The 21,100-nt window shown below is 47.8% G+C and carries 12 protein-coding genes, 9 tRNA genes, 3 rRNA genes and 1 pseudogene; all 25 read left to right on the top strand.

Features of this window, described 5'->3' with window-relative positions:
* Positions 1-227 precede the first annotated feature (227 nt).
* Positions 228-665 (top strand): ACT domain-containing protein, encoded by a 438-nt coding sequence (locus MKY85_RS23525; RefSeq protein WP_017692625.1) that lies wholly within the window; start codon positions 228-230, stop codon positions 663-665.
* 58 nt (positions 666-723) lie between these two features.
* Entirely contained in the window at positions 724-2,010 is a 1,287-nt protein-coding gene (locus MKY85_RS23520; RefSeq protein WP_339237060.1) for a homoserine dehydrogenase, read from the top strand.
* A gap of 105 nt (positions 2,011-2,115) precedes the next feature.
* Positions 2,116-3,186, top strand: coding sequence for a threonine synthase (gene thrC / locus MKY85_RS23515; RefSeq protein ID WP_339237058.1), 1,071 nt, complete (start codon positions 2,116-2,118; stop codon positions 3,184-3,186).
* Positions 3,183-4,152 (top strand): annotated as a pseudogene (gene thrB / locus MKY85_RS23510) (homoserine kinase). The gene thrC and the pseudogene thrB overlap by 4 nt, the downstream one beginning before the upstream one ends.
* Positions 4,149-5,021: a prephenate dehydratase gene (gene pheA, locus MKY85_RS23505; RefSeq protein ID WP_339237055.1), complete on the top strand. Its 873-nt coding sequence runs from the start codon at positions 4,149-4,151 to the stop codon at positions 5,019-5,021. Before thrB ends, pheA begins: the two are co-directional and overlap by 4 nt.
* A gap of 146 nt (positions 5,022-5,167) precedes the next feature.
* Complete coding sequence (ilvE, locus tag MKY85_RS23500; protein WP_339237053.1) at positions 5,168-6,052, top strand: branched-chain-amino-acid transaminase; 885 nt, start codon at positions 5,168-5,170, stop codon at positions 6,050-6,052.
* Between the two features lie 195 nt (positions 6,053-6,247).
* Positions 6,248-7,876: a LysM domain-containing protein gene (locus MKY85_RS23495; protein WP_342570892.1), complete on the top strand. Its 1,629-nt coding sequence runs from the start codon at positions 6,248-6,250 to the stop codon at positions 7,874-7,876.
* 545 nt (positions 7,877-8,421) lie between these two features.
* A 16S ribosomal RNA gene (locus MKY85_RS23490) occupies positions 8,422-9,973 on the top strand.
* Between the two features lie 313 nt (positions 9,974-10,286).
* Positions 10,287-13,211 (top strand): 23S ribosomal RNA (locus tag MKY85_RS23485).
* Between the two features lie 76 nt (positions 13,212-13,287).
* Positions 13,288-13,404: ribosomal RNA gene (rrf, locus tag MKY85_RS23480) — 5S ribosomal RNA — on the top strand.
* The 16S, 23S and 5S rRNA genes sit together here with 9 tRNA genes alongside, the layout of an rRNA operon.
* An 84-nt stretch (positions 13,405-13,488) precedes the next feature.
* Positions 13,489-13,564, top strand: a tRNA-Asn gene (locus MKY85_RS23475).
* 4 nt (positions 13,565-13,568) lie between these two features.
* A tRNA-Glu gene (locus tag MKY85_RS23470) sits at positions 13,569-13,640 on the top strand.
* 122 nt (positions 13,641-13,762) lie between these two features.
* A tRNA-Val gene (locus MKY85_RS23465) sits at positions 13,763-13,838 on the top strand.
* Between the two features lie 18 nt (positions 13,839-13,856).
* Positions 13,857-13,930, top strand: a tRNA-Met gene (locus MKY85_RS23460).
* Positions 13,931-13,957: 27 nt separating this feature from the next.
* Positions 13,958-14,035 (top strand) — tRNA-Asp (locus tag MKY85_RS23455).
* A 23-nt stretch (positions 14,036-14,058) separates the two neighbouring features.
* Positions 14,059-14,133, top strand: a tRNA-Gly gene (locus tag MKY85_RS23450).
* Positions 14,134-14,139: 6 nt separating this feature from the next.
* Positions 14,140-14,216: transfer RNA gene (locus tag MKY85_RS23445), tRNA-Arg, on the top strand.
* A 17-nt stretch (positions 14,217-14,233) separates the two neighbouring features.
* A tRNA-Leu gene (locus MKY85_RS23440) sits at positions 14,234-14,312 on the top strand.
* Positions 14,313-14,319: 7 nt separating this feature from the next.
* Positions 14,320-14,393 (top strand) — tRNA-Pro (locus MKY85_RS23435).
* 242 nt (positions 14,394-14,635) lie between these two features.
* On the top strand, positions 14,636-15,328 hold the full coding sequence (locus MKY85_RS23430) for a BofC C-terminal domain-containing protein (RefSeq protein WP_342570891.1): 693 nt from the start codon (positions 14,636-14,638) through the stop codon (positions 15,326-15,328).
* A 306-nt stretch (positions 15,329-15,634) separates the two neighbouring features.
* Entirely contained in the window at positions 15,635-16,138 is a 504-nt protein-coding gene (gene ruvC, locus MKY85_RS23425) for a crossover junction endodeoxyribonuclease RuvC (protein ID WP_076252971.1), read from the top strand.
* Positions 16,135-16,749, top strand: a complete 615-nt coding sequence (gene ruvA, locus MKY85_RS23420) for a Holliday junction branch migration protein RuvA (protein ID WP_036616866.1) — start codon at positions 16,135-16,137, stop codon at positions 16,747-16,749. Before ruvC ends, ruvA begins: the two co-directional genes overlap by 4 nt.
* 55 nt (positions 16,750-16,804) lie before the next feature.
* Positions 16,805-17,815, top strand: coding sequence for a Holliday junction branch migration DNA helicase RuvB (gene ruvB / locus MKY85_RS23415; RefSeq protein WP_091020485.1), 1,011 nt, complete (start codon positions 16,805-16,807; stop codon positions 17,813-17,815).
* Positions 17,816-17,936: 121 nt separating this feature from the next.
* Positions 17,937-20,021: a SpoIID/LytB domain-containing protein gene (locus MKY85_RS23410; protein WP_342570890.1), complete on the top strand. Its 2,085-nt coding sequence runs from the start codon at positions 17,937-17,939 to the stop codon at positions 20,019-20,021.
* Positions 20,022-20,028: 7 nt separating this feature from the next.
* Entirely contained in the window at positions 20,029-21,057 is a 1,029-nt protein-coding gene (gene queA / locus MKY85_RS23405) for a tRNA preQ1(34) S-adenosylmethionine ribosyltransferase-isomerase QueA (RefSeq protein ID WP_342570889.1), read from the top strand.
* The last annotated feature ends 43 nt before the right edge of the window (positions 21,058-21,100 follow it).

Raw genomic sequence — 21,100 nt, 5'->3', positions numbered from 1 at the left:
ACCGTCTTCCGTGGATAGACAGATTGATATACAGACGCAGAGAAGTGGGAAGTTGACCCGCAGCTCTGCGTTTTTTTTGTTTTTTCCTGACATGGGAGAGGCATAAACTTGTATACTGTGAGGAATACATTTCAAAAAAATAGGCATGTCATGTATTGCCCTTTTGTCGTAGATCCTATATAATGTCCACTATATGAATACATGAGTCTTTGAGGAGAGGACGTTCTGTGAACGAACGCTATTACTTGGTACGGGAAGATATTTTACCGGAGGCAGTGGTGAAGACCATGCAGGTAAAAGAACTACTGGCTTCTGGTGATGTTAAAACAGTGCATGAGGCGGTTGAACAGGTTGGATTAAGCCGGAGCGCCTTTTACAAGTACAAGGATGGAATTCATCTGATCAACCAGCTTGAACGGGAGAGAATTGTAACGATCTCTATTGATCTGGAGCATCAGTCAGGGATCTTGTCTCGTGTGCTTGGACATGTAGCAGGTTATGGAGCCAACGTGCTCACGATTAATCAGAGTATACCGCTTCAAGGAAGAGCCAATGTTGTCATTTCAGTGGAAACGACACATCTTCATGGCGAAATTGGTGAAATGCTGGATCGAATGCAAGATATGCCTGGAGTAAGACGCACACGTATTGTAGGCCAAGGTTAATGAGGCTTTAATATACAGGACTGACAGACAAGAATAGACATTAGGGGGTAGATCGTTAGTGAAACCAGTAAAAGTCGGATTGTTGGGTCTGGGAACTGTGGGAACGGGAGTCGTTCGCATTGTGGAAGGGAATCAGGAGGATCTGAGCAGTCAGGTTGGATCGCCGATTGTCATTGAGAAGATCGCGGTGAAAAATACAGAGAAAGAACGTGTTATTGCTGTAGACCGTGCCAAACTCACTGAAGATCCTTGGGAAGTCATTCGTCATCCGGATATTGATGTCATCGTTGAAGTCATGGGTGGCATTGATCAGACGAAAGAGTATATTCTTGAAGCGTTGGAACGTGGGAAGCATATCGTAACAGCGAACAAAGATCTCATGGCACTGCATGGTACAGAGATTTTGGCGAAGGCGCAGGAAAAGCAATGTGATGTGTTCTATGAGGCGAGTGTTGCGGGAGGGATACCAATCATTCGTACGTTAATTGAAGGTTTCTCTTCCGACCGGATTACTCGCATTATGGGGATAGTGAACGGAACAACGAACTTTATTCTGACCAAAATGAGTCAGGAAGGTGCATCCTATGAAGAAGTGCTGGCCGAAGCACAGGCGCTGGGATACGCTGAATCGGATCCAACCTCCGATGTGGAAGGACTTGATGCAGCTCGCAAAATGGCGATCTTGAGCACACTGGGTTTCCGCACTAATGTGGAGTTGAAGGATGTAACTGTTAAAGGCATATCCTCCGTTACCCGTGAAGACATAACGTATGCCAGAAGATTGGGCTATGAGATGAAGTTACTTGGTATTGCGGACCGGATTGACGATGAGATTACGATTAGCGTACAGCCGACAATGGTTAGACAGAATCACCCCATTGCTTCAGTCAATGGTGTGTTCAACGCAGTATATGTACACGGTGAAGCTGTAGGGGAGACTATGTTCTACGGTGCGGGTGCGGGAGAACTGCCAACGGCAACTTCGGTTGTAGCTGATATTGTGGCGGTTACCAAAAACCTCAAACTTGGCGTGAACGGTCTCAAAGCAATTGTTCCTTATAAGCAGAAGCGAATGCAAAGCGATGAGCAGATCGTGTCGAAAAACTTTATTTTACTGCACGTGGACGACAAAGCCGGTGTATTGGCACAAATTACACAAATTTTCGCTGAATATGATGTCAGTCTGGCGTCGGTTGTTCAACAGCCGAATGAGCACAACCCGGATGCCGAGATCATTATCGTTACGCATAATGCAAGTAAGGCAAGCATGGATAAAGTGTTAAAACATTTTGAATCACTCAGCGTCATTCGTCGCATTAAGAGTGTATACCGGGTCGAAGGATAATTGTCCTCACCCCATACTGCATCTTCATTTATTTCCGTTATAAATTATACCCGTATCATCAGGTCATCATATCAGATTATTAAAACATAAAGGAGTTTACCCACAATGAGATATCAAGGACTTTTGCAAACGTACAGAGAGCACCTTCCGGTTAATGAAAATACACCACTGCTTACGCTTCAGGAAGGGAATACACCGTTGATTTATGCAGAGAATCTGTCTGAGGAGCTCGGCTTAAAAGTATACTTCAAGTATGAAGGTTTGAATCCTACAGGATCTTTCAAAGACCGCGGTATGGTTATGGCGGTTGCCAAAGCGATGGAAGAGGGCAGCCGTACGATCATGTGTGCATCTACAGGTAACACGTCAGCAGCTGCAGCAGCCTACGCCGCACGTGGTGGCCTCAATTGTATCGTGCTGATCCCTAATAATAACATTGCACTGGGTAAACTGGCCCAAGCCATGATTTATGGAGCCAAAGTGATTGCGATTAATGGTAACTTTGACCGTGCACTGGAGATTGTGCGTGAGATCACAGCCAAACATCCGATCACGCTTGTAAACTCTGTGAATCCGTTCCGGATCGAAGGACAGAAGACAGCAGCGTTTGAAGTGGTTGAACAACTGGGCGAAGCGCCTGACGTTCTGGCTATTCCAGTTGGTAATGCGGGGAATATCTCGGCCTATTGGAAAGGCTTCAAAGAATACAAAGAGGCTGGTAAATCCAACACGCTGCCACGCATGGTTGGTTTCGAAGCCGAAGGTGCGATGGCGATTGTCAAAGGTGAACCGATTCTTGAGCCTGAAACAGTAGCCACAGCGATTCGAATCGGTAATCCGGCGAGCTGGAAAACGGCTGTAGCTGCAGCTGAGGAATCTGGTGGACAGATTAACTATGTAACGGATGAACAGATCCTGACAGCGTATCGTACGCTTGCATCTCGGGAAGGGATTTTTGCTGAACCTGCTTCTGCGGCTTCCCTTGCTGGTGTATACAAACTGAAGAGCGAAGGGTACTTTAAAGGCGGAGAGACTGTAGTTTGCGTACTGACAGGTAATGGCCTGAAAGATCCGAATATTGCGATCAAAACAGTAGCGACTGAACCGCTTGTTGTTGAAGATACGGAAGAAGCAGTAATGGCGGCCATTGCACAATTGGAGCAGCAATCTGTATGAGTTTGCGTGAAAAGGTAACTGTAAAAATACCTGCAAGCACAGCCAATCTCGGTCCGGGCTTTGATACTCTGGGCATGGCATTGTCTCTGTATGCCTGGTTGGAGATGAAACCTGCCGAGCAGACGACATTTCATCTACACGGCGATCATTTGACAGGCCTGCCTACGGATAAATCGAATTTGATTTACGAAGTCGCACAGATGGTATTCGATGAAGCTGGGGTGTCTGTACCTGAATTGGAGATTTCCATGTATTCCGATATTCCACTTACGCGTGGACTCGGCAGTAGTGCATCAGCCATCGTTGGTGCACTGGCGGCAGCGAATGCATTAATTGGTACTCCTTTATCGGATGCGAAACTTCTGGATATAGCCACCTCCCTCGAGAAGCATCCTGATAATGTGGGTGCATCACTCTATGGGGGTATTATTACGGCTGCATGGGATGGTGTGCGGGTAGATCATATTCGTATTGAGCCACACCAGGATTTGCAGGCTTTGGTTGTTGTACCTGAATTCCAACTGTCTACTTCAAAAGCAAGGAATGTTATTCCAGAGCAATTTGGCATGTCTGATGTGGTGCATAACATTAGCAGATCCTCGCTGCTCGTTGCCGCTTTGGCGAGTGGGCGACTGGATATGATTCAGAAGGCGATGTCAGATCGAATTCACCAACCGTACCGGGCATCATTGGTGCCAGGCATGGCTGAGATATTGGAACATGCTGTCGATCATGGAGCGTTGGGAGCTGCCCTGAGCGGAGCGGGACCGACCGTATTAACCTTGGTAGATCGTCATGACACCCGCAAAGCGGAATTGGAACAATATTTGCTGAACACCATGGAGCGGGAGGGCATATCTGCTTCTGCACTGTGGCTCGATCCGGATTTGGACGGTGTAACCGTGCTGCCTGATCAAGACGAACGTCCTTTTTTTGGACAGAATCAAAGGGGAAGTTAATGCATGAAAAGAATTGCAGTATTACCTGAAGGCTCAGTTTCCCATGAGGCGATTGATTTCCTTTTTAACAGTGAACCGTTAGATTTGCTTCACTCCAAGCTGATTTCAGATGTTTTTCGAGCAACAGATAGTGGAAAAACACAATACAGTGTCATTCCGATGGAAAATACAATTGAAGGTTCCGTTAGCCTTCACATGGACTGGCTTGTGAATGAAGTGGATATTCCAATGCAAGCAGAGTGGATATACCCGTCCATCCAGAATGTCATTGGACATGGGGTTGAATTCAGGACGGAGAGCGGCGAGTATGATTTTAGTAAAATTACCAAGATCATGTCTCATCCTGTGGCTATTCCGCAGTGTCAGAACTTTATTCGGCTGCATTCACCTGATGCGGATCTTGAAGGTGTGAACAGTACAGCCGAAGCTGTAGAAATTGTGAAGAAAAATCCGGGTAAGGGCTGGGTAGCCATCGGTACCAAGCTTGCTGCTCAGAAGCATGGTCTGGACATTATGGCTGAACGAGTTACAGATCATGACAATAACTATACCCGTTTTGTGCTTATCGGCCATGAACCTGTGGTTATTCCTCGTGAACCGGATCATGTGAAAACCAGCTTGCTCGTGACATTGCCAGAAGATGCACCGGGAGCGTTGCATCAGGTATTGTCGGCATTTGCCTGGCGGAAGCTGAATCTGACCCGTCTTGAATCTCGTCCAACGAAGAAACGATTGGGCAGTTATTATTTCTACATTGATGTTGTGGAAACGGTCGATTCGGTATTGCTCACTGCGGCCATGGCTGAGATAGAGGCGTTGAATTGTCAGGTGCGTGTTCTTGGTAGCTATCCTTGTTATACATATCCTTCGAGGTAATCGACCTGTATGATGGTTGGAATGTTCGAAGGTTGTCATAATTCTGGATAGAATGAACAAGTAAGAGCTTTTCATTTGGTGTACAATGGACGAGTTATAACATTCGGAGTTAGGGAAATGGATATTTTATGGAGGTGCAGTCATCGGTGGCAGAGCAGTGGATCTATTTGGATGGTCAGTATGTGACCAAAGAGAACGCAACCGTTTCGGTATATGATCATGGATTTTTGTACGGAGACGGGATTTTCGAAGGTATTCGGATCTATAACGGAAATATTTTCAGATGTAAGGCTCACTTGGATCGTTTGTATGATTCGGCAAAATCCATCAGTTTGAACATCCCGCTGTCCATGGATGAGATGTTGGAAGTGATGGCTGAAACGGTGCGCCGCAATGATATGCGTAATGGGTATATTCGTCTTATCGTATCACGTGGCCCTGGTAATCTTGGTTTGGACCCGCTTCGTTGCCCTAAGGCATCCGTAATCATCATCGTGGAGCAATTGGCGATTTATCCGGAGGAAGCGTATCTGACTGGATTAAAAGCAGTGTCCGTATCCCAACGTCGGAACATCCCGGACGCTTTGAATCCGAAAATTAAATCATTGAACTATCTGAATAACATCCTGGTTAAAATCCAGTCTAACTATTCAGGTGCTGGAGAAGCGATTATGTTGAATTCCCAAGGTTACGTTACCGAGGGTTCAAGTGATAACATCTTCATCATCAAAAATGGTGTAGTATACACGCCGCCTTGTTATCTCGGTGCTCTTGAAGGGATTACACGTCAAGCCATTATCGATCTATGTGGAGAACTGGAGCTTGAATTAAAAGAAGTGCCATTCACCCTGCATGATGTGTATATCGCAGACGAAGTCTTTTTCACCGGGACAGCTGCAGAAGTTATCGCTGCATGTGAAGTGGATGGAAGAACAATTGGTACGGGTGTCGCAGGTCCTGTAACGCTGAGACTGCTGGAAGCATTCCGTCAGATTGTTGACAAAGATGGTTATAAAGTGTGGGAATCTTAAGTAAGAATTGTATAGCATAGGGAACAGGAATCCTCCTTGTCCGATAAAATTCAGCATACCTGGTGTATGGGGATTTTAGCGACAGGAGGATTTTTTTTGTTTAGTTGATGTCATTAGCCCGGTTTCTGCATAGGATGTAGTAACGGTATGGGCGAATGTACTGCCCAAGTATGACGTCTAGGAGGTTAGTTCCCTGTGAAAATACACATGGTGAAAAAAGGCGACACATTATATCTGCTGTCCCAAAAATACAATGTTGCGCTGGACAAATTGATCGCGGCTAATCCGCAAATCACAAATCCCGACAAGCTGGATATTGGCATGAAAGTCAAAATCCCTGCAGAGCCAGTAACACCGAAGCCGGAGGGTATGCTCCACAGTCACAAGGTTCAGCAAGGAGATTCGTTATGGAAGTTGGCACAAGCCTGGGGAGTTCCTTTAAAAGATATGATCAATGCCAATCCACAGTTGAAAAATCCGAATGCTCTTCTGGTGGGGGAAACGGTCTACATTCCCTCGATGCATGCACAAGGAAACACGATGTCTAACTCGGGTGCCAGCAACATTGCTGCAAATGAAAAATTGTCGCCTGAAGGTAAGGAATACACGGGAGTCAAAGAACCGGAACAACCTGCTCCAGTTGCACCAACTCCTCCTGCTCCGGTATCAGAGGTTCCAGTCCCAGTACCTGCTCCACCACCAGCTAATCCAGAAAAACCGAATGTGAAGCCTGAACTGGAGGTGCTGCCGCAGTTGCCAGAACTTCCTGAAGTGAAACCCGAAAAGGAAATGCCGAAAAAAGAAGAGGTTAAACCCGAAGTTCAAGTTAAACCTGTAGCGGAATCCAAGAAATATACAATGCCTAATCTTTCGCCTGAAATTATGCCTTTGCCTGTAATGCCTAATACCGAGCCTCCAACTGAGGTTGCACCAGCAACGAAAAAGCCCTGTGGTTGTGGTAACAAGTTGCATCATGCGCCAGCGGAGCATCCTTATGTTCAAATTCCGGTTCCTGCACAAGAGGCGTATGGTATTCAGCAAGACATGTACACGGCAGAAGTGAGTAATCATGCGCCGTTTCCAGGGATTTCGGAAGTTAGCCCTTACAGTGGCAGTGAAATGACTAACAGCCCGTGGACGGGTGCGGAGCAGAGCTATAACCACAATAACGTTATGCCAAATCTGTCTCCAGAAATGCAAAACAACTCATTTCCGATTGCACCAGCTGGCGAAGTGAATAGTCCATTTCCAACGTATGCAGCACCTAGTCATATGAATCATCAGCCACCATTCATATCTCCATACTCGATGCTTCCGTATCCTCCATGCGGATGTGGATCACATACACATGTCCCTCAGTATACTTATCCTTCTTATGGTTACCAGGAACCGGCTTGGAACATGAACATGTACGGTCCTTCGTATGGTATGCCACCTGAAATGTCTACATCAACGATGCCAAACCAGCCTATTGAGTATGCATATCAGAATCCGTATCCTACACAGAACATGGTTCCGCCGTCCCCACTTGGAGCATTTGGCGAAATGTATCCTCCTCAAGGGCAAGGCAGTGGTGGCAAAAAGGGAGGGCGTGAAGACGCTAACTTAAGTCAGGTAAGCATTGAAGAGGTTGGATCAGATTCGGAGGCGAAGTCCAAGCAAACCGGAAATAAGCCAGCAGCCGCAAAACGCAGAACGAGCAAGGCTCCTCTGAAGAACAAATCCAAAGTATCCGTATCAGGAAAAACATCCAGAGAGGGTGTAGCTACTTCCAACCAACGGAAATCAAATAAAAAGCGTCGTAATCCATGGATACAAAACTAACCAGAGGACTGCGATCGATAGAGAAGTAAGTTACCTATAATATTAGCGGGAAGTTAACTCTGTAATAGGGAGCTGGCTTCCCGCTAACTCTGAATGAACAATGAATTGCATATAAAGGAAATATAATTTTTCAGGAATAATGGGAGCATTTTGTGGAGAAATGTTGAAAACCCTTTCATATATGTGCTAAAATATTTGTTGTACCCTATGAGCGTACCGCGATAGTAGGACAAGTTAGGGAACCGATATGATCGCTTTAGCTAATGCAAAACTAGTAAAGAAAAGAAATGAAAAAAACTGTTGCATTAGATTCAGCCGTATGATATATTATTTAAGTCGCCGCTGAAACACACGGCTGACACGGGAAACACAATAAATGAAGAAACAAGTTTGATCTTTGAAAACTGAACAACGAGTGAGTAAACATTCTGCTTGCAGAATGAACGCGAAAGTTTGAGACAAGCCTTGGCTTGGATCGACTGGAGCACAATTGAGATTTTTAATCTCGTCAGATTCAAAATGAGCTTATCGCTCTTTTCAATACTTTATTGGAGAGTTTGATCCTGGCTCAGGACGAACGCTGGCGGCATGCCTAATACATGCAAGTCGAGCGGAGTTGATAAGAAGCTTGCTTCTTTGAGACTTAGCGGCGGACGGGTGAGTAACACGTAGGCAACCTGCCCTCAAGTTTGGGACAACTACCGGAAACGGTAGCTAATACCGAATAGTTGTTTTCTTCGCCTGAAGGAAACTGGAAAGACGGAGCAATCTGTCACTTGGGGATGGGCCTGCGGCGCATTAGCTAGTTGGTGGGGTAACGGCTCACCAAGGCGACGATGCGTAGCCGACCTGAGAGGGTGATCGGCCACACTGGGACTGAGACACGGCCCAGACTCCTACGGGAGGCAGCAGTAGGGAATCTTCCGCAATGGGCGAAAGCCTGACGGAGCAATGCCGCGTGAGTGATGAAGGTTTTCGGATCGTAAAGCTCTGTTGCCAGGGAAGAACGCTTGGGAGAGTAACTGCTCTCAAGGTGACGGTACCTGAGAAGAAAGCCCCGGCTAACTACGTGCCAGCAGCCGCGGTAATACGTAGGGGGCAAGCGTTGTCCGGAATTATTGGGCGTAAAGCGCGCGCAGGCGGTCATTTAAGTCTGGTGTTTAATCCCGGGGCTCAACCCCGGATCGCACTGGAAACTGGGTGACTTGAGTGCAGAAGAGGAGAGTGGAATTCCACGTGTAGCGGTGAAATGCGTAGATATGTGGAGGAACACCAGTGGCGAAGGCGACTCTCTGGGCTGTAACTGACGCTGAGGCGCGAAAGCGTGGGGAGCAAACAGGATTAGATACCCTGGTAGTCCACGCCGTAAACGATGAGTGCTAGGTGTTAGGGGTTTCGATACCCTTGGTGCCGAAGTTAACACATTAAGCACTCCGCCTGGGGAGTACGGTCGCAAGACTGAAACTCAAAGGAATTGACGGGGACCCGCACAAGCAGTGGAGTATGTGGTTTAATTCGAAGCAACGCGAAGAACCTTACCAGGTCTTGACATCCCTCTGATCGATGCAGAGATGTATCTTTCCTTCGGGACAGAGGAGACAGGTGGTGCATGGTTGTCGTCAGCTCGTGTCGTGAGATGTTGGGTTAAGTCCCGCAACGAGCGCAACCCTTGATCTTAGTTGCCAGCATTTCGGGTGGGCACTCTAAGGTGACTGCCGGTGACAAACCGGAGGAAGGTGGGGATGACGTCAAATCATCATGCCCCTTATGACCTGGGCTACACACGTACTACAATGGCCGGTACAACGGGCTGTGAAGCCGCGAGGTGGAACGAATCCTAAAAAGCCGGTCTCAGTTCGGATTGCAGGCTGCAACTCGCCTGCATGAAGTCGGAATTGCTAGTAATCGCGGATCAGCATGCCGCGGTGAATACGTTCCCGGGTCTTGTACACACCGCCCGTCACACCACGAGAGTTTATAACACCCGAAGTCGGTGGGGTAACCGCAAGGAGCCAGCCGCCGAAGGTGGGATAGATGATTGGGGTGAAGTCGTAACAAGGTAGCCGTATCGGAAGGTGCGGCTGGATCACCTCCTTTCTATGGAGAATCGTTTCCCGCGTGGAAACATTCAAATACAAAATCTAGCCAGGTCGGCTAGTTACTCACTCGTTGCTCAGTTTTGAGAGCTCAAACTCTCAAACAGCTTGCTTTTGCATGGAGCTTGTTCTTTGAAAACTAGATATCGAAACGAAACAAACGCGAATTAGAACATTCCTTTTTAGCTGAACTTGTGTATAACAAGTTTCAATAAAAACGGTAGATTGCATGAGCGAGTGATCGAAATGGAACGACTTTTGGCTTTGGACGCAGTCCAAAACAAGCGGAGTGACAGCTCGAACACGAGCGATATGGTTAAGCTACTAAGAGCACACGGAGGATGCCTAGGCGCTAGGAGCCGATGAAGGACGTGGCGAACAACGAAACTGCCTCGGGGAGCTGTAAGCAAGCTTTGATCCGGGGGTGTCCGAATGGGGAAACCCAGCTGGGGTAATTTCCAGTTACTCACAACTGAATACATAGGTTGTGTAGAGGCATACCAGGGGAACTGAAACATCTAAGTACCCTGAGGAAGAGAAAACAATAGTGATTCCGTCAGTAGCGGCGAGCGAACGCGGAGAAGCCCAAACCAAGGAGCTTGCTCTTTGGGGTTGTGGGACGTCTCACATGGAGTTACAAAGGAGTCAGTTAAACGAAGAGGTCTGGAAAGGCCCGCCAAAGAAGGTAAAAGCCCTGTAATTGAAAGTTGACTCTCTCCGAGACGGATCCCGAGTAGTGCGGGGCACGTGAAACCCCGTATGAATCCGGCAGGACCATCTGCCAAGGCTAAATACTTCCTAGCGACCGATAGTGAAGCAGTACCGTGAGGGAAAGGTGAAAAGCACCCCGGAAGGGGAGTGAAATAGAACCTGAAACCGTGTGCTTACAAAAAGTCAGAGCCCGTTTTAGGGGTGATGGCGTGCCTTTTGTAGAATGAACCGGCGAGTTACGTTCCCGTGCAAGGTTAAGGTGAAGAGCCGGAGCCGCAGCGAAAGCGAGTCTGAATAGGGCGACATAGTACGTGGACGTAGACCCGAAACCGGGTGATCTACCCCTGTCCAGGGTGAAGGTGCGGTAACACGCACTGGAGGCCCGAACCCACGCACGTTGAAAAGTGCGGGGATGAGGTGGGGGTAGCGGAGAAATTCCAATCGAACTCGGAGATAGCTGGTTCTCCCCGAAATAGCTTTAGGGCTAGCCTCGGAAAACAGAGTCGTGGAGGTAGAGCACTGATTGGGTGCGGGGCCCGCAAGGGTTACCAAGCTCAGTCAAACTCCGAATGCCATAGACTTACTTCCGGGAGTCAGACAGTGAGTGCTAAGATCCATTGTCAAAAGGGAAACAGCCCAGACCATCAGCTAAGGTCCCCAAGTGTGTGTTAAGTGGGAAAGGATGTGGAGTTGCACAGACAACCAGGATGTTGGCTTAGAAGCAGCCACCATTGAAAGAGTGCGTAATAGCTCACTGGTCGAGTGACTCTGCGCCGAAAATGTAACGGGGCTAAACACACCACCGAAGCTATGGCTTGATGCTTGCATCAGGGGTAGGGGAGCGTTGTATAAGGGTTGAAGGTGTACCGTAAGGAGCGCTGGACATTATACAAGTGAGAATGCCGGTATGAGTAACGAAAAGATCAGTGAGAATCTGATCCGCCGAAAGCCTAAGGGTTCCTGAGGAAGGCTCGTCCGCTCAGGGTAAGTCGGGACCTAAGGCGAGGCCGAAAGGCGTAGTCGAAGGACAACAGGTCGAAATTCCTGTACCACCGTAAGCCGTTATGAGCAATGGGGGGACGCAGTAGGGTAGTGACGCGGACTGATGGATGTCCGTCTAAGCAGTGAGGTTGATGTGTAGGCAAATCCGCACATCATAAGGCTGAGCTGTGATGGGGAGCGAAAATTGTAGTAGCGAAGGTCATGATCTCACACTGCCAAGAAAAGCCTCTAGCCAGGTGAAGGTGCCCGTACCGCAAACCGACACAGGTAGGCGAGAAGAGTATTCTAAGGCGCGCGGAAGAACTCTCGTTAAGGAACTCGGCAAAATGACCCCGTAACTTCGGGAGAAGGGGTGCCCCGGTAGTGTGAATAGCACGAGGGGGCCGCAGTGAAAAGGCCCAAGCGACTGTTTAGCAAAAACACAGGTCTGTGCGAAGCCGTAAGGCGAAGTATACGGGCTGACGCCTGCCCGGTGCTGGAAGGTTAAGGGGAGTGGTTAGGAGCAATCCGAAGCTGTGAACCGAAGCCCCAGTAAACGGCGGCCGTAACTATAACGGTCCTAAGGTAGCGAAATTCCTTGTCAGGTAAATTCTGACCCGCACGAATGGCGTAACGACTTGGGCGCTGTCTCAACGAGAGATCCGGTGAAATTTTAATACCTGTGAAGATGCAGGTTACCCGCGACAAGACGGAAAGACCCCATGGAGCTTTACTGCAGCTTGATATTGAATTTGGGTACGATCTGTACAGGATAGGTGGGAGCCTTTGAAACGTGAGCGCCAGCTTGCGTGGAGGCAACGTTGGGATACCACCCTGATCGTATCTAGGTTCTAACCTGGTACCGTAATCCGGTGCGGGGACAGTGTCAGGTGGGCAGTTTGACTGGGGCGGTCGCCTCCTAAAGAGTAACGGAGGCGCCCAAAGGTTCCCTCAGAATGGTTGGAAATCATTCGAAGAGTGCAAAGGCATAAGGGAGCTTGACTGCGAGACCTACAAGTCGAGCAGGGACGAAAGTCGGGCTTAGTGATCCGGTGGTACCGCATGGAAGGGCCATCGCTCAACGGATAAAAGCTACCCTGGGGATAACAGGCTTATCTCCCCCAAGAGTCCACATCGACGGGGAGGTTTGGCACCTCGATGTCGGCTCATCGCATCCTGGGGCTGAAGTAGGTCCCAAGGGTTGGGCTGTTCGCCCATTAAAGCGGTACGCGAGCTGGGTTCAGAACGTCGTGAGACAGTTCGGTCCCTATCTGTCGTGGGCGTAGGAAATTTGAGAGGAGCTGTCCTTAGTACGAGAGGACCGGGATGGACGTACCGCTGGTGTACCAGTTGTTCCGCCAGGAGCACCGCTGGGTAGCTATGTACGGACGGGATAAACGCTGAAAGCATCTAAGCGTGAAGCCCCCCTCAAGATGAGATTTCCCAGTATGTAAGACCCCTTGAAGACGACGAGGTAGATAGGCTGGGGGTGGAAGTGCAGCAATGCATGGAGCTGACCAGTACTAATCGGTCGAGGGCTTATCCAAATATGCAAGTGATAATTCGCATGTTTCGTTTCGAATCTAGTTTTCAGAGAACGAACTCTGAAATGTAAGCTATGCGTTTGGTGGCGATGGCGGAGGGGTTCCACACGTACCCATCCCGAACACGACCGTTAAGCCCTCTAGCGCCGATGGTACTTGGACCGCAGGGTCCTGGGAGAGTAGGACGCCGCCAAGCGAACTCTTTCATCATACATAGAAAACAAGCTCTGCGTGTGGACGTTGTACGATGAATTGCATTTGCCCTGCAAATGCATATTATTCCCTGATAGCTCAGTTGGTAGAGCACTCGACTGTTAATCGAGTTGTCACAGGTTCGAGCCCTGTTCGGGGAGCCATTAAGGCCCGTTGGTCAAGGGGTTAAGACACCTCCCTTTCACGGAGGTAACAGGGGTTCGAATCCCCTACGGGTCATAGCAATACCTATTGCTTCAACAAGGGATGAGAATCCCAAAGATTCGTCGGAGGATGTACTTCGTTAGTAGCTGCTTCGCAGTCTCGAACGAAGTGAGAGTATCCCCTACGGGTCATATTATGGAGGCTTAGCTCAGCTGGGAGAGCATCTGCCTTACAAGCAGAGGGTCGGGGGTTCGATCCCCTCAGCCTCCACCATAAGATTTTTAATAACGACGCGGGGTGGAGCAGCCCGGTAGCTCGTCGGGCTCATAACCCGAAGGCCGCAGGTTCAAATCCTGCCCCCGCAATTAGACTTTCCCAATGGAAAGTGATCTGGAACCGTGGTGTAGTTGGCCTAACATGCCTGCCTGTCACGCAGGAGATCGCGGGTTCGAATCCCGTCGGTTCCGCCATTTTATATCTATCAATACCGTATGCGGAAGTGGCTCAGCGGTAGAGCATCGCCTTGCCAAGGCGAGGGTCGCGGGTTCGATTCCCGTCTTCCGCTCCAATATTTGCGCCCTTAGCTCAGCTGGATAGAGCGTTTGACTACGAATCAAAAGGCCGGGAGTTCGAATCTCTCAGGGCGCGCCATTATAACTTCATAATTTGCCGGCGTGGCGGAATGGCAGACGCGCTCGACTCAAAATCGAGTGGGAAACCGTGGAGGTTCGAGTCCTCTCGCCGGTATATATAACGGGATGTAGCTCAGCTTGGTAGAGCACCTGGTTTGGGACCAGGGGGTCGCATGTTCAAATCGTGTCATCCCGATCTCGAAAAAGTACTATCTAACTTATAGATAGTACTTTTTTTGTGTTTATCTTTATTACGTTGCGATATTAAAGGGATTACGATTACGATGTGTGCTTAACATAACTTTCAATATGCCATCAGCTATTGGCCCATGGTCCCTTGCTTCATGAATATACGGGTTACTCTTCAGACGACAAGTTTTGCATAAAGCCTCGTTCTTTAGGTCACAATAGGTTTAAAAAGTGATAGAAGGGGTTCATGTGAACACGTTTAACTTCAGGAAACAATTCAAGAGACGCTGGCGACGGTGGAAACGAACAGTATGGATGACGGTTGCTTTGCTTGCAGTTACGATATTGGCTTACAGCGGATTGTCTATCTCATCGGCGATTGAACGTTTGCTGACCACTAATTTTAGTGAGGCAACTAGTGTGATGGGACCTGTTACGCCGGAGACTAGATCTGATCAGGAGATTCAGGCGTTAGTAGAGCAACTTGATACTGATCCGGATCATTTAACGAGTGTGGTTTTGGAAACACAGTACATTTGCGGAGTGGAGACAGAACAGTTGGGCAAGATGGCTAGACCACAGTTGAAGATGCTGCTGGTTCAACATCCGGAATGGGATGCTACCGTTAGAACATCAGATGAGTTGCATTTGAAGCAACGTGTAGATGACCTTTCACCGCTTTGCAAACAGCAGGCGTATATTAGCATAGATGCTGTGGGGAACCTTAATTTGTATGAGGGTAAGCCTGCAGAAGAGAAGGTTATTCGTACGTTTTTTCAATTGGATGTGGGGACGTTGGAGAGTTCTTTGCCTGAAGGGGTGCTGGAGCAATTGCAGCAGGGTATCCGGATTCAGGACAAGGATGAGTATGATAGCGTAATCTCAACGTTTAGTGACTATGCGGTGGATGAAGATCATCATTTAATCCGCAATGGCGGGTAATCTTTTGTGCTAACTTACAACGTTAAGATACTGAAGTAATAATTAGATGGTTGGAGACCAGTGGCATTGGTATTTCGCGAAGCTAAGTGATAGAAATCCAATATACGTGGAATGTGGTGATGGACATCGAAGAGATGTCCTTTTTGTCGTTTGTGCCGAAATACATAAAAATACGAATAAACATGAAAAAAATCACGAATAAAGACGAGTAATGGGTTAGACAAAGTTTTTCCTGCCGCAGGGTCTATCTTTTGTTATAATGAAATGAACGATACATATGTTCGCTTTTGTGAGGGAGAGATGGTTTTGCGTTTTTTGGGAATTGACCCGGGGATTGCGATTGTTGGTTTTGGTTTTGTGGATAAAATCGGCAGTAAAGTGGTACCCGTACAATATGGATGTATTCAGACGGAAGCTCATACCCCTGAAGAGGAACGGTTGCTTCACGTATATGAAGGTATGGTGCAATTAATTGATAAGTACAAACCGGACGCAGTAGCGCTGGAGAAACTTTTTTTCAATCGGAACGTTACAACAGCGATGTCTGTCAGTCAGGCTAGGGGCGTCATGGTACTTGCTGCTGCACAGAAGGGTTTGCCTATTGCAGAGTATACACCAATGCAGATCAAGCAGGCTGTTGTTGGGTATGGTAAGGCTGAGAAGAAGCAAGTGCAGGAGATGGTCAAAATGTTCTTGCGTCTTCAAGTCATTCCTAAACCGGATGACGTAGCGGATGCGTTGGCTGTAGCCGTGTGCCATGCGCACTCTTATACATTAAATTCCAAGTTGAATGAGGTATTGCGAAAATGATTGATTTTCTAAGAGGACAGTTCATTCATGTAGAGAATGATTATATTGTGTTGGACGTTCATGGTGTGGGGTATCGCGTATTTTGTCCGAATCCATTTGCGTTCGCTAAGCAAGAAGGCGAAATTACCGTGTACACTCACCATCATGTGCGTGAGGATGCGATGCTGCTGTTTGGATTTGTGACACGGGATGAACAGCGTTTGTTCCGCAAACTGATTGAAGTATCCGGTATTGGTCCCAAAGTGGCGCTGGGCATACTCGCTGGAGGTACACCAGAACATGTGGTTACAGCGATTTACCAAGAGAATTTAACGTTCTTGACCAAATTGCCAGGCATCGGCAAGAAGACTGCACAACGCATGATTCTGGATCTCAAGGATAAGCTGGATAGTTTCGGCGCGGCAGCGTATGCAACAGGTTTGTTCGCTCCTCCATCGGAAGAGTCGGGAAGTGGTTCAGCCTGGGATGAGGCACGTGAAGGTCTCAAGGCACTTGGGTATACTGACAGTGAACTTGATAAAGTATGGCTCAAATTGAAGAAGGATGTTACTACAGCGGATTCCGTTGATGTGTTGATGAAAAAAGCGCTGCAAATGCTGTTTACGGGATAATACAAATTGCATATTATAATATAGCTGTAGCCTGCAAAAAAAGGTAGGGATGAACATGGATGATCGGATTATTTCCGCGAACCTGATGATGGAGGACCAAAATGTTGAGTTGAGTCTTCGTCCCCGGTATTTGAATGAATATATCGGACAGAATCAGGTGAAGGAAAATTTAAAGATATATATCGAAGCTGCCAAATTTCGTAATGAGGCATTGGATCACGTTTTGTTATATGGACCACCTGGACTGGGTAAGACAACACTTGCCAATATTATTGCCAATGAATTGGGCGTTAATTTACGAACTACGTCAGGCCCGGCCATTGAACGCCCGGGTGATCTTGCAGCATTGTTAACCAATCTGCAGGAAGGCGATGTGCTGTTTATTGATGAGATACATCGTTTGCATCGTACGGTTGAAGAAGTCATGTACCCCGCCATGGAAGATTCGGCATTGGATATAATGATTGGTAAAGGTCCAAGTGCTCGGTCCGTTCGGCTGGATCTGCCGCCATTCACTCTGATTGGGGCTACAACACGCGCTGGCTTGCTGTCTGCGCCACTTCGAGATCGGTTTGGTGTTATCAGCCGCTTGGAATTCTATACGGTTGATGAGCTGGCTTATATCGTCTCGCGCTCTACCGAGATTTTGGGTGTGGAGATTGTGGGAGATGCTGCGCAAGAGATTGCATTGCGCTCACGTGGGACACCGAGGATTGCCAACCGTTTGCTTAAACGAGTACGTGACTTTGCACAGGTGCGTGGTGATGGGATTATAACGCAGACACTGGCGGAAGAAGCATTGCAACGACTTCAGATTGATCCGCGTGGCCTGGATGAGATTGATCATAAGATGCTTAAATCGATGATCAACAGCTTCCGGGGAGGCCCGGTAGGTTTGGATACCATTGCTGCTACAATCGGTGAAGAAAGTCAGACGATTGAGGATGTCTACGAACCGTATCTGCTTCAGATTGGCATGATTCAGCGTACACCAAGGGGGAGAATCGTAACAGATCTTGCCTATCATCATTTGGGTCTACCTGTTCCACCAAGAGACGGAAAATAATCGAGCCACGTGAAAGTCCACGATTTGAACGTTTACCAATTGAAGGTTCACCATAAACATTGAAGTTTACGTTTGTTAATCCGATATAAAGTGAAGGCATTGCATGGAGAGGAGTCTGAATGTGGGAAAAGCAATACGAACGAAGAAGTGGAGTCGTCGATTGAAGGTACTGGCGGCAGCTCTTTTGACAGTAGGTTGTCTTCAAGTGCCTGCGTATGCAGCAGGTAATGATGGACAGACAATCCGTGTAGCCATGTTTGCGAATCTGGGCAGTATGTATAAATCAACTACACCACTTATTACACTTGAATCAAAGGGACAATGGAGTATCCAATCGGAAAGTGGCGCAAATGTAGGTCTTCCGGCTGGACAGGTCCGTTTCAGTGCAGATGGATTCAGAGTGAAAGTGTTGGAAACAGGGGATTTCAAGGCAGCATCTGCAGCAGCCAAATTGTTGCAGGCAACCGCGGATAAGCCGTTGCTGTTTACAACGTCTGTGAATGGAAATGCCATCTATCAACTCTACACAGGTAACTATGCAACAGAGGCACTGGCTGGACAAGCTGTTACACGGGTACAAAAGGTAGCAGCAGCTCAATTGGCTGGTCAAAAGCCAACTGTGACCGGAAGTAAGCGCCTGTCTGCTGGAACGTATGGTTCGCTTCAGGAAGCAGAGGCAACGCAAGCGGACCTTTTATCAGCAGGAGTTAGTAGTGCTTATCCGGTCCTCCTACTGAGTGGAGGAAGCCAAGCATATGCGGTATGGGTAGGTGAAGCTGTAACAGATGCGGAATTATCCTCAGTGAAGAAAAGTGTGGAGGCCATTCCAGGGATAAGTCTCTCAACTGTTAACAATAGTGCAGGTCTCATCATCCGTCAGGATGCGGGATTAAGTGCGGATGCGCTTAAAACAGCTCCGCATTACACGATTGCAGGTACTGAATCCAAAGCATTGGTACAAGGGAATAGCAATGGCATCAAAGTAGTGGAACGTTCCCAGCGAACGTATCATGGAGATATGGAAATCAGCATCGTCAGCGGTGATCTGGCATTGGTCAATGTCGTTCCACTGGAACAATACCTGTACTCTGTCGTAGGGGCAGAGGTATATTCCTCCTGGCCTGCTGAGGCTCTGAAAGTTCAAGCAGTAGCTGCTCGATCCTATGCGCTTCAACAAGGAGATCGTTTCAAAATTGCCAATGTCGTGGATACGACACTCAGCCAAGCCTATAACGGGATTGGTTCGGAGAACGATAAAGTAACCAGTGCAGTGGATGCAACGGCCGGAGAAGTGGTTAAGAGCGGTGGCAAAATCATCGAAGCTGTATTCTCCTCCAATGCGGGCGGTCAGACGGCTCATCCTTCTGAGGTATGGAACGGCGGAGCAGGTGTGTTCACCAATGTAATTAGCTCGGGGGATACATCAGCGCAGGCAGGATTACATACGTGGTACCATGTGCTGCTCAGTTCAGGCATTAGCGGGTACATTCGTGAGGATAACATCAAAGAATTAACAACCAAGACCAACGCGGGTCTGGCAAAAGTGACGGTAACGGCTCAGAACACCAATGTACGTCCTGTTCCGTTGATTCAGTCCACCGTGGAACCTGTATCCAAAATGAATCCAGGCAATGAAGCTGTTGTACTGGCAAAAGTGGCTCAATCCAACGACTATGCTTGGGTGAGAGGACCTTTCACGTCTGCCCAGTTGGTTAAATCCCTTCAGGGTAAAACGACAGCGTCTGTTCCTGCTTCAATCTCAACCTTGGAAGTAACCAAGCGTGGACCTTCTGGAAGAGCACTTGAAGTCACTGCCAACGGCCAGGCTATGACGGTGAAATATGCTGATACATACCGTTCTGCGCTTGGAGGATTACCGAGTACTCTATTTGATATTGCAGGAACCGGAAGTTATACTGTATTAGGCGCTTACGGCAAAACAGCCAGTAAAACCGGTTCAAATGGTGCCGCTGTAATGTCTGCCTCTGGTACAGGCTCATCATCCGGTAATGCTCTTGTGGTGATGAGTGGTGATGGTCAAGCAAGAGCGGTAACGCAGGGTCAAAACTTCATGTTCATCGGCCAGGGCAATGGTCATGGGTTGGGCTTGTCCCAATGGGGAGCCAAAGGCATGGCAGATGAAGGGTATGATTACCAGACAATATTGAAACACTATTATCAAAATGCGACTATTGTTAAGGAATGAAACTAAAATGAATGTGAACTTATATGATTTTGAATTACCAGAGCAATTGATAGCACAGACGCCGTTGCTTGATCGCACGGCTTCCCGTTTGCTTACCTTGAACAAAGATAGTGGTGAGATTAATCATCAAACGTTTCCTGATATTATCGATTTTCTGGATTCTGGGGATACATTGATTCTGAATGATACGCGTGTTCTTCCAGCCCGTCTGTTCGGTACAAAGGAAGACACCGGAGCAAAAGCGGAAGTCTTATTGCTTAAAAATGTGGAGGGCGACAAGTGGGAAGCACTGGTTAAGCCGGGTAAAAAGCTGAAAGCCGGTTCGGTTATCGTATTTGGAGACGAACTGAAGGCAATCATTGAAGAAGAAGGCGAGATGGGGGCACGTACACTTACGTTTACGTATGATGGAATCTTTCAGGAAATTCTGGACCGTCTGGGTGAGATGCCGTTGCCACCGTATATTAAAGAGACTTTGGATGACCGCGAACGGTATCAGACCGTGTATGCCAAGCATGAAGGATCAGCGGCTGCACCCACAGCGGGATTGCATTTTACGGATGAATTGTTGGATCAAATTCGTGGCAAGGGCGTTAATGTCGCTTTCATTACGCTTCATGTAGGACTGGGGACGTTTAGACCAATGTCGGTAGACAACGTAGAAGATCATGTCATGCATGAGGAGTATTACTCTTTGTCACAAGAAACGGCAGATCTTATTAACCAGACCAAAGAGAATGGACACCGTGTTTTCGCGGTTGGGACAACCAGTTGCCGGACTCTGGAAACAGTGGGCAGCAAGTTTGAAGATGGAGTACTGCAAGCAAGCAGCGGATGGACAAGTATTTTTATCTATCCGGGCTACTCCTTCAAAGTGATCGATGGGATGCTTACGAATTTTCATCTCCCAAAATCCACATTGGTTATGCTGGTTAGTGCACTTGCGGGCAGGGAACATATTATGCAGGCATATCAGGAAGCCATTCAAGAACAATACCGGTTCTTCAGCTTCGGCGATGCCATGTTGATATATTAATATAACGGTATAACGATTAACTTTTAGAGGATGATTAAAACCA

It is taken from the genome of Paenibacillus sp. FSL R5-0749 (assembly GCF_038595085.1).
GTDB lineage: Bacteria > Bacillota > Bacilli > Paenibacillales > Paenibacillaceae > Paenibacillus.
Note: the sequence above shows the minus strand (reverse complement) of the source record. Positions and strands in the feature narration are given on the sequence as shown.

Excerpts from the sequence above, each read along its gene's own strand:
- thrC (WP_339237058.1), top strand. The coding sequence starts at position 2,116 with ATGAGATATCAAGGACTTTTGCAAACGTACAGAGAGCACCTTCCGGTT.
- pheA (WP_339237055.1), top strand. The coding sequence starts at position 4,149 with ATGAAAAGAATTGCAGTATTACCTGAAGGCTCAGTTTCCCATGAGGCG.
- ruvA (WP_036616866.1), top strand. The coding sequence starts at position 16,135 with ATGATTGATTTTCTAAGAGGACAGTTCATTCATGTAGAGAATGATTAT.
- ruvB (WP_091020485.1), top strand. The coding sequence starts at position 16,805 with ATGGATGATCGGATTATTTCCGCGAACCTGATGATGGAGGACCAAAAT.
- queA (WP_342570889.1), top strand. The coding sequence starts at position 20,029 with ATGAATGTGAACTTATATGATTTTGAATTACCAGAGCAATTGATAGCA.